The sequence below is a fragment of the Flavobacterium sp. UBA4854 genome (assembly GCF_002399805.1).
In the GTDB taxonomy this organism is placed as follows: Bacteria; Bacteroidota; Bacteroidia; order Flavobacteriales; family Flavobacteriaceae; genus Flavobacterium; species Flavobacterium ginsengisoli.
On record NZ_DHEI01000028.1, the window covers coordinates 48,099 to 56,464 of the forward strand.

Genomic DNA, 8,366 nt, shown 5'->3' on the forward strand with positions numbered 1-8,366 from the left:
GCATCAAACCTTGAGGAATGAAAACACATCAGCGCCATTAATGCATTGGTTTGTGGTAGATTTGTACTTTCATTCTGAATTAGTAAATAAGTCAGACGCATCGCTTCAGAGCAAAGATCTTTTCGTAAAGTGGTGTTTTGCGAAATAGAGTAATAGCCTTCTGAATAAAGCAGGTAAATCGTTTTTAAAACTGTTTGTATCCTGTCTTTTATTTCAGCATTGTTTGGATGTTGAATTTTTATGTTTTCTTCTTTGAGCTTTTCTTTGGCTCGATTAATTCTTTTGTAAATGACTTCTCTGTTAGATAAAAAAGCATCGGATATTTCATTGATTCCAAAACCACATAATAAATTTAAAGCAAGGGCAATTTGAGCTTCTTCAGAATTACACGGATTACAAACCGTGAAAATCATCGCAAGCTGACTGTCTGCAATATTTTGATCAGATAAATCAATGTCGATTTCAGGATTGTTTAATGGAGTGTTGTGCTTTATTTCGGAAACGATTTTGGTCTCAAAAACGTTGTTTCTTTTCAGATAGTTTTTGGTTTTATTTTTGGCAACGGTATAAAGCCAAGCTGAAGGGTTTTCTGGAATGCCTTTAATTGCCCAAGTTTCTGAAGCAGTCAAAAAAGTATCACTTACAATATCTTCTGCAATTTCGATATGCTGAATTCCGAATAAGCTGCAGAGAACTGAAACTATTTTTTGATATTCGGTTCTGAATAAGTTTGGTAAAAGTTCTTTGTGCTCCATGTTTTTAAGAGAAAAATGCCTTAGTAAAGATACAAAGGCATTTTTGTTTAAGTTGATTTAATCTAAACGGCCATTCTAATTTCGACATTTCCGCCAAAATTTAAAACAGGACATCCTTGCGCAATTTCGGCTGCTTCGTCATAATCTTTGGCTTTAATTATTATTAATCCGCCAATAGATTCTTTAATTTCAACAAAAGGTCCGTCGGTAATTCCTTTGGTTGAGTTTACAAGTTTTCCCTGGCCGTCCCATTTCTGTAAAGGTCTTGCCAGTTTATCTTGAGCCGCAAGACTTCCAAACCAGTTTTGCCACTGCTGTAAATGCTGCTGCAATTCTTCTGGAGATGGCTGTGTTTCTTTTGTTTTAAAATCTCTTCTGAAAATCAATAAAAACTCATTCATTTTTTATGTTTTTAAATTGAATAATTTGCTTTGAGTTGTATAAAGTTAATTGTTTTTACAAAATAAAATCAATTACTGTTTATCCGAACTGTCCAACTCTATAAGTTCCAGGTACATTGGCAAAAGTGATGTTAAGACGGTTCCAAGCGTTGATGGCAGCAACTGCAAGTGTAAGATCGATTAATTCTTGTTCTGTAAATTCAGCTTTTGCGATTTCATAAATTTCGTCTGGAACATCACAAGCATTTACAGCTTCTGCTAAAGCAAGAGCGACTCTTTCTCTTTGTGTAAAATACGGAGTTTCTCTCCAAACACTTAATCCAAATAAACGTTGTGTTGTTTCTCCAGCGGCTAAAGCTTCTTTTGAATGCATGTCTAAACAATAGCCGCAGTTGTTGATTTGAGAGATTCTGAAATTGATTAATTCCATAAGAGAAGCTTCAATTGTTCCTTTTTTCAAGTAACCGCTAATTCCAAATAATGTGCTAACTGCTTTTTGACCTTGTTCGAATAAATTAAGTCTAGTTTCCATGATGTGTATTTTTTAATTGTTTATATCCTAATAACAATCGAACTTTCAGAATTGGACAAATAATTGAAAAAAAAGTAAAATATTTTTTTAGTTAAAAGAAAATCCTAGTGTTTATAGGGATTTATGAAATAAAAAAAGATATTTTTTCAATGGAATATTTATAAAATTATTCTATCGGCAAACCCCAGCGGGGTAAAATTTTTATAGAATTTCAATATGACAAATAAAAAAAGCTCCAGAGGAGCGACATATATTAGGTTATAAAAATATATGTCGCTCCTCTGGAGCTTTATAATTGTAAAATTCTATTATTTGCTATAAATATTTCGCTTCTCCGAAGCTTTACAATACCAATTATTACTATTTATTTTTTTTGAGTTTATCTTTAAAAACCTTTTCAAACTTTTCTATTTTAGGCTGAATCACCATTTTGCAATACGGCTGGTTTTTATTGTTCGCATAATAGTTTTGATGATAATCTTCGGCTTTATAAAAAACTTTAAAAGGTTCCACCTTGGTCACAATCGGACTATTGTAGACTTTTGCTTTGTTAAGATCGGCAATAATGCTTTGGGCCGCTTTTTTCTGTTCGTCATTTCTATAGAAAATAACGGAGCGGTATTGTGTGCCAACATCTGCGCCTTGGCGGTTTAAAGTAGTTGGATCGTGAACGGTAAAGAAAACTTTGAAGATCTCGTTAATATCAGTTACAGTTTTGTCATAAGTAATCTGAACCACTTCGGCGTGGCCCGTTTCTCCCGTGCAAACTTCTTCGTAAGTAGGGTTAGCAACATTCCCTCCTGAAAATCCAGAAACAACAGATTTTACTCCGTCCAGATTTTCGTAAACGGCTTCAACGCACCAGTAGCAACCTCCACCAAGAGTAATAGTTTCTAGATTTGCTTTTTTGTTTTGAGAAATGCCATTTAGCGAAAGCGCAAAAAGACATATTAAAAGTATATTTTTCATTTTTAGTTTATTTGTTATCGGGAATAAAATCAAGAGCAATCGAGTTCATGCAGTAGCGTTTTCCGGTAGGAGCGGGACCATCGTCAAATATATGGCCTAAATGCCCGCCGCAACGTCCACAAAGCGCTTCGGTTCTTTCCATTCCAAGTGAGTTATCTTCTTTAAAAACTATGCTTTTTTTGTTTTCCTGTTCAAAGAAGCTTGGCCATCCGCAACTGCTTGAAAACTTAGCTGTAGATCTAAAAAGTAAGTTTCCGCAAGAAGCGCAGTAATAAGTTCCTTTTTCATCAGAATTCCAATACTTTCCAGTAAAAGGTCTTTCAGTGTCGGCTTCGCGCATTACAGCATAAACATCCTCAGGTAAAACCTTTTTCCATTCGGCGTTGCTTACGTTAAGTTTTGTGGTGTCGGTATTCGAATAATAAGGATTTCCGGGTTTACTGATTTTATTTTCCATAACAGCAGTTTGTGTAGTTTGTTTTTTAGTGTTTTGTCCGCAAGCTTGCAAAATAAAGAGCGGAAGTAGAAAACAAAGGCTGAAAATTAGATTTTTAGATTTCATAAGTTCTTGGGTGCTATAATCTGTATTTCAAAGATACGCCGAGATTTAGCTTCAAATTACAGACAAGGTTATTATTGAGATTTTTTTAAGTGTGTTTTAACTTTTTATTAGTTACGTAAAATGAGACAATCTAGTTTTTATGTCTTAATTTTAACAGCTTTTAATTTTTAGCAGAATTATAGAGTTGTAAATCAAGGAAATAGAAATTTAGTCTAAAGCAAAGCTTTTGACAAACTTAATTAGGATTTTTAAGCCATTTCTTTTTTCGTATTTTTGTTTGCTTAAGAAGCCTTATGACAGAAGAAAACGTAATACTAGTTAATCAGAACGATGAACAGATTGGCTTAATGCCAAAATTAGAAGCACATGAAAAAGCGCTTTTGCACCGTGCCTTTTCGGTTTTTATTCTAAATAGTAAAAACGAAATTATGCTGCAACAGCGTGCTCATCATAAATACCATTCTCCATTGCTTTGGACAAACACTTGCTGCAGTCATCAGAGAGAAGGAGAAACCAATATCGAAGCGGGAAGCCGAAGATTATTTGAAGAAATGGGTTTTAAGGCAGAATTGAAAGAGCTTTTTCATTTTATTTATAAAGCGCCTTTTGATAATGGTTTGACAGAGCATGAATTGGATCATGTTATGATTGGTTATTATAATGAGGAGCCAAATATAAATCCAGACGAAGTCGAAGATTGGAAATGGATGAGTATTGAAGATGTGAAAGCAGATATTGAAAAACAGCCCGAAATTTACACCGTTTGGTTTAAGATAATTTTTGATGAATTTGATCATTATCTTGAAGACCATAAATTGTAGCCAACTAACCAGAAACATAAATGAGAGTAACCATATCAAGAAAAGCACATTTTAATGCTGCACATCGACTGCATCGAAAGGATTGGTCATTTGAAAAAAACGACGCTGTTTTTGGAAAATGCAATAATCCGAACTTTCATGGTCATAATTATGGTTTAACAGTAAGTGTTACAGGAAAGATTGACCCGGAAACTGGTTTTGTTTTAGATGTGAAAGTATTAGCGGATATTATACGAGAAGAAGTAGAAATTCCGTTTGATCACAAAAATCTTAATCTGGATGTTCCAGAATTTGCAGATTTGAATCCGACTGCAGAAAATATTGCTGTTGTGATATGGAATAAAATTAGACAACGAATTCATGCCGACTTTGATCTTGAAGTTGTGCTGAACGAAACGGACCGAAATTTTGTAACTTATAAAGGAGAATAAAAAATGTCATTAAAAATAGGAGATATAGTTCCGAATTTTACTGCGAAAGACAACAATGGTGAACTTTTTGAAAGCCAAAGTGTTTTAGGAAGAAAGCCACTGGTGATTTATTTTTACCCAAAAGATAATACACCAGGATGTACAACCGAAGCTTGCAGTTTTCGGGATCAATACGAAGATTTTAAAGATTTAGGAGCTGAGGTAATTGGTATTAGCAGCGATAGTGTAAAGTCACATCATAAATTTGCTTCTAAACATAAATTGCCTTTTATTTTGCTTTCAGATCAAGATAAAAGATTAAGAAAACTTTTTGGTGTTCGTAATAATTTGTTCGGGCTTTTGCCAGGACGCGTTACTTATATAATTGATAAGAATGGTTTATTGATTTCGATATTTGATAGTGCAAATGCTGCCAAACATATACCGAAAGCCTTAGAAATTGTTCAAGAATTAGTATCATAGATTACCAAAATAGTATCAAATTAGAATTAATTAAACAAATATATTAGCCTAAAAAACATGAGTCAGAATTTATACCCTTTGCAATTTGAACCGATTTTGAAAGAAAGAATCTGGGGAGGAGAAAAACTAAAAACTATTCTAAACAAACCAATCGTTTCTAAAATTACTGGCGAAAGCTGGGAATTGTCTACTGTACAAGGTGATATAAGTGTCGTTGCAAATGGAGTTTTAAAAGGAAAATCTTTAATGGATTTGATTGATGAAACACCAGATGCTATTTTAGGAACTAAAGTTTATGAGCGTTTTGGAAAGCAATTTCCGTTACTTTTTAAATATCTAGATGCTAGAGAAGATCTTTCTATTCAAGTGCATCCAAACGACAAGTTGGCAAAAGAACGCCACAACTCATTCGGAAAAACTGAAATGTGGTACGTAATGCAAGCCGATGCAGATGCTAGAATTATTGTTGGTTTTAAAGAAGATTCTAGTAAAGAAGAATACTTAAAACATTTGCACGATAATACTTTGGTTTCGATTTTAGATGATGTGAAAGCAAAATCTGGAGATGTATTCTTTTTGGAAACAGGAACTGTTCATGCTATTGGTGCAGGATTAGTTGTTGCAGAAATTCAGCAGACTTCTGATATTACATATAGGTTATATGATTTTGATCGTGTAGATGCGCAAGGAAATAAAAGAGAATTGCACGTAGATCTTGCACTAGACGCAATTAACTATAATAAAGTAGATACACAGAAAAAATACGAGACAAAAGTTAATACCTCAAATACTGTTGTAGACTGTCCGTATTTTACAACGAATTTCCTTCCGTTAGAAAATAAGTTAGAAGTTGCCAAAAATGGAGAAACATTTACAGTATATATGTGTATCGAAGGTGATTTTGAAATTGAATATGACGGATTCAAGCAAGCTTATAAAAAAGGAGATACTGTTTTGGTTCCAGCTGCAATAAATGCATTTAATTTGATCGGAAAAGCTTCAATTTTAGAAATTTACATTTCTTAGCATTAAATTTAAAGATAATATGTACTTTTGCAGACGCAAATTAAAATAAAAAGAAAATGGCAAACGTTAAGAATTTAAAGAAAGACATCAACTTCGTATTAGGAGATATTATTGAAGCAGTTTACTTGTTTGAGATGTCAACAACAGGAAATCCTACTCCAGAAACGAATGCTTTGGTCGATGAAGCTATCGCTGCATTCGATACTTTGATTACAAAAGTGAACGCAAAGAACGTTGAAAATAAAAAAGCACATTTCAAACAAATTAATGTTGAATTAGAACAAGCTGCTAATCAATTGATTGAAAAAATCAACGCATTATAAGAAAAAAAAAGTGTAAAAAAGTGCAAATTTATTTTGGGAAATTGAAAAACCGCTTTATATTTGCACCCGTAATGAGGCCGATGTAGCTCAGCTGGCTAGAGCAGCTGATTTGTAATCAGCAGGTCGTGGGTTCGAGTCCCTCTATCGGCTCAAAAAAACGGAAACCATCACAGAAATGTGATGGTTTTTTTAATTATAGAGAGAGGTGTGAATTTTTTTTTGGAATATTAAAAAACATTTATATCTTTGCACTCGCAAAATAGGCCGATGTAGCTCAGCTGGCTAGAGCAGCTGATTTGTAATCAGCAGGTCGTGGGTTCGAGTCCCTCTATCGGCTCAAAAACCATCACAGAAATGTGGTGGTTTTTTTTATGCCTAAAATCAAACTCCAGTTTTACAGTTTGTGTTTGTTGTTTAATTAAAATCGATTTAAGTTGTTTTTATTTTGATGATATAATTGCCTTTTAACGCTTGAAAATATTAATAGCGAGCATGAATGTCTTCTTGTTGAAATTTGTTGATTTAAGATATAAAAAAAAGCCCTGAAATATTCAGGGCTTTTTTGTTTTTATAAAAATGAAATTATTTTTTTGCTTCAGTTGCTGCAGCTTCTGTTTTAGTTTCTGCAGGAGCCTTTTGTTCTTCTTTTTTGATTTCAGATACATATTTTGTCAATTTCTTTCCGTAAAAAGATTGAGCTACTTTTGGCGTCATCGATTTTTGGATTGTATCAAGAAATTTTAAATTGATATCGTAAATTTCTGCTAAAGCAATATAAGGTGCTACCTCGTGATCTTTATTGTTTATAGCAAAGTTTGTAGCGTATAAATATTTTCTTTTGATATTTGACTGCTGTTTTGCATCTATACTGTCAATTGCTTTTTGATCTTGTCTTTTTAAGGCTTTGAATTTTGATTCTACCATAGAAAGATTTTCATCTCTAAAACGAACATTTATTTTTTGATACTCTTCGTATAATTCTTGGTTTTTAGATCCGGTAATTTTTGCACCTGTAATGAAGTTGTCCAAATTGGTCTCAATATTCATGTTTCCTGGCTCAGCAAAAAATAAGATGTTGTTATCTAAAGAATTTGTTACACCGCGATCTAGAAACAAATAAAGCATCTCAGGAGATTCTAATTTGATATCTCTTTCAAAAGTTGAATTTCCGTCGATTTTAATACTGTCGATGGCAACAAGAGAAGTATCTACAACTCTTTGGATATATAAAGTTCCGGTCTTTAAACCTTTAATGTTTCCTGTAAGGTGTAGGTTGTCAGCAGCAGATTCTTTTTTGCTGCAAGATGCTAATACTGCAAGAGTAACAAAAGCAATTAGTGTTTTTTTCATTAGTTTTTGAGATTTTGGTGCAAAATAAAGAAAATAGTTTAAATGTAATGAGGCTGTTGTTTTATTTTTATAAAAAAATAAATCCCAATCTATTTCTAAATTGGGATTTTAAAGTAATGCAAGAAAAGGTCTTACATTGATAATTTGTATGAAGCGCCATTTTCTTGTGTGTAGGTGTAAAGCGCATCACAGTCGTTGTTTCCGTAATCTATTACTCCGTTTAAAATTTCTCCTTGTACTTTCAATTGTCCTTTAGAGATGAATAAACAAGAATATTTTTTAGTCAATGGCTCTTTTATTGTTAAGGTAATTGATTCGCCATTTGCAGATGTCACTTTATGTGAGCCTTCTGTTATTTCGTATACATTGTCAGATAAAACCAAAGGAGTATCTACGCCTGCAATTTGTTTAGTGGTATAAAATCCAGAATTAATGTAAACTCCTCCCTGTATGTCTGTAAGTTTGCCATTTATTACTTTTCTAGTCCATTGTGGTGTAGTGGCAACAGTTGTGGTGTTAGTGTATTCAATAGTGCCTTCTAATTTGGTGTAGTTTATTGAGTAGTCAATTCTTTCAATTGTCATTTTACTTCCATTTTCCATAATTGGACCTGTAAGAGTTACTTTTAATTGTCCTTTTCGAGTAAGGTTGTTTATGTCTTTACATCCTGCTGTTCCAAAATCTGCTAAAAATACTTTAGGATATTCTCCGCCGTTTGGAGTACTTATTGTTAC

The 8,366-nt window shown here is 33.2% G+C and carries 12 protein-coding genes and 2 tRNA genes; 7 read left to right on the forward strand and 7 right to left on the reverse strand.

What is annotated here, in order from left to right; genetic code table 11:
• From B3J44_RS03490 to msrB, 5 genes are all read right to left on the reverse strand, one after another.
• On the reverse strand, positions 1-755 hold a 755-nt coding region (locus B3J44_RS03490; protein WP_286965939.1), incomplete at its 3' end, for an RNA polymerase sigma factor.
• 62 nt (positions 756-817) lie between these two features.
• On the reverse strand, positions 818-1,156 hold the full coding sequence (locus tag B3J44_RS03495; protein WP_286965816.1) for a YciI family protein: 339 nt from the start codon (positions 1,154-1,156) through the stop codon (positions 818-820).
• 79 nt (positions 1,157-1,235) lie between these two features.
• A complete protein-coding gene (locus B3J44_RS03500; protein WP_286965818.1) occupies positions 1,236-1,688 on the reverse strand; it encodes a carboxymuconolactone decarboxylase family protein in 453 nt (150 codons plus the stop codon).
• Positions 1,689-2,048: 360 nt separating this feature from the next.
• On the reverse strand, positions 2,049-2,657 hold the full coding sequence (gene msrA / locus B3J44_RS03505) for a peptide-methionine (S)-S-oxide reductase MsrA (protein WP_286965819.1): 609 nt from the start codon (positions 2,655-2,657) through the stop codon (positions 2,049-2,051).
• A 7-nt stretch (positions 2,658-2,664) separates the two neighbouring features.
• The gene (msrB, locus tag B3J44_RS03510) at positions 2,665-3,219 is read right to left on the reverse strand and encodes a peptide-methionine (R)-S-oxide reductase MsrB (protein WP_198857692.1); all 555 of its coding nucleotides are present in this window, start codon (positions 3,217-3,219) and stop codon (positions 2,665-2,667) included.
• Positions 3,220-3,512: 293 nt separating this feature from the next.
• On the opposite strand from msrB, the gene idi reads away from it, so the two are divergent.
• The 7 genes from idi (at position 3,513) to B3J44_RS03545 (ending at position 6,619) form a co-directional block, all read left to right on the forward strand.
• Positions 3,513-4,040 carry an isopentenyl-diphosphate Delta-isomerase gene (gene idi, locus B3J44_RS03515; protein ID WP_073408979.1) on the forward strand — a complete coding sequence of 176 codons (528 nt, stop codon included), beginning with the start codon at positions 3,513-3,515 and terminating at the stop codon, positions 4,038-4,040.
• A 20-nt stretch (positions 4,041-4,060) separates the two neighbouring features.
• Complete coding sequence (locus tag B3J44_RS03520; RefSeq protein WP_095929382.1) at positions 4,061-4,471, forward strand: 6-carboxytetrahydropterin synthase; 411 nt, start codon at positions 4,061-4,063, stop codon at positions 4,469-4,471.
• A gap of 3 nt (positions 4,472-4,474) precedes the next feature.
• Positions 4,475-4,933, forward strand: a complete 459-nt coding sequence (locus B3J44_RS03525; RefSeq protein WP_198857691.1) for a peroxiredoxin — start codon at positions 4,475-4,477, stop codon at positions 4,931-4,933.
• Positions 4,934-4,990: 57 nt separating this feature from the next.
• Positions 4,991-5,959: a type I phosphomannose isomerase catalytic subunit gene (locus B3J44_RS03530; RefSeq protein ID WP_286965821.1), complete on the forward strand. Its 969-nt coding sequence runs from the start codon at positions 4,991-4,993 to the stop codon at positions 5,957-5,959.
• 56 nt (positions 5,960-6,015) lie between these two features.
• Entirely contained in the window at positions 6,016-6,282 is a 267-nt protein-coding gene (locus tag B3J44_RS03535; protein WP_111364281.1) for a hypothetical protein, read from the forward strand.
• 76 nt (positions 6,283-6,358) lie between these two features.
• Positions 6,359-6,432: transfer RNA gene (locus B3J44_RS03540), tRNA-Thr, on the forward strand.
• 113 nt (positions 6,433-6,545) lie between these two features.
• A tRNA-Thr gene (locus tag B3J44_RS03545) sits at positions 6,546-6,619 on the forward strand.
• A gap of 245 nt (positions 6,620-6,864) precedes the next feature.
• Here the strand turns inward: B3J44_RS03545 and B3J44_RS03550 are convergent.
• Together B3J44_RS03550 and B3J44_RS03555 are read right to left on the reverse strand one after the other, a co-directional pair.
• Positions 6,865-7,632, reverse strand: a complete 768-nt coding sequence (locus B3J44_RS03550) for a DUF4369 domain-containing protein (RefSeq protein ID WP_286965824.1) — start codon at positions 7,630-7,632, stop codon at positions 6,865-6,867.
• 131 nt (positions 7,633-7,763) lie between these two features.
• Positions 7,764-8,366 (reverse strand): hypothetical protein (locus tag B3J44_RS03555; RefSeq protein ID WP_286965826.1); only part of this gene is annotated, 603 nt, incomplete at its 5' end.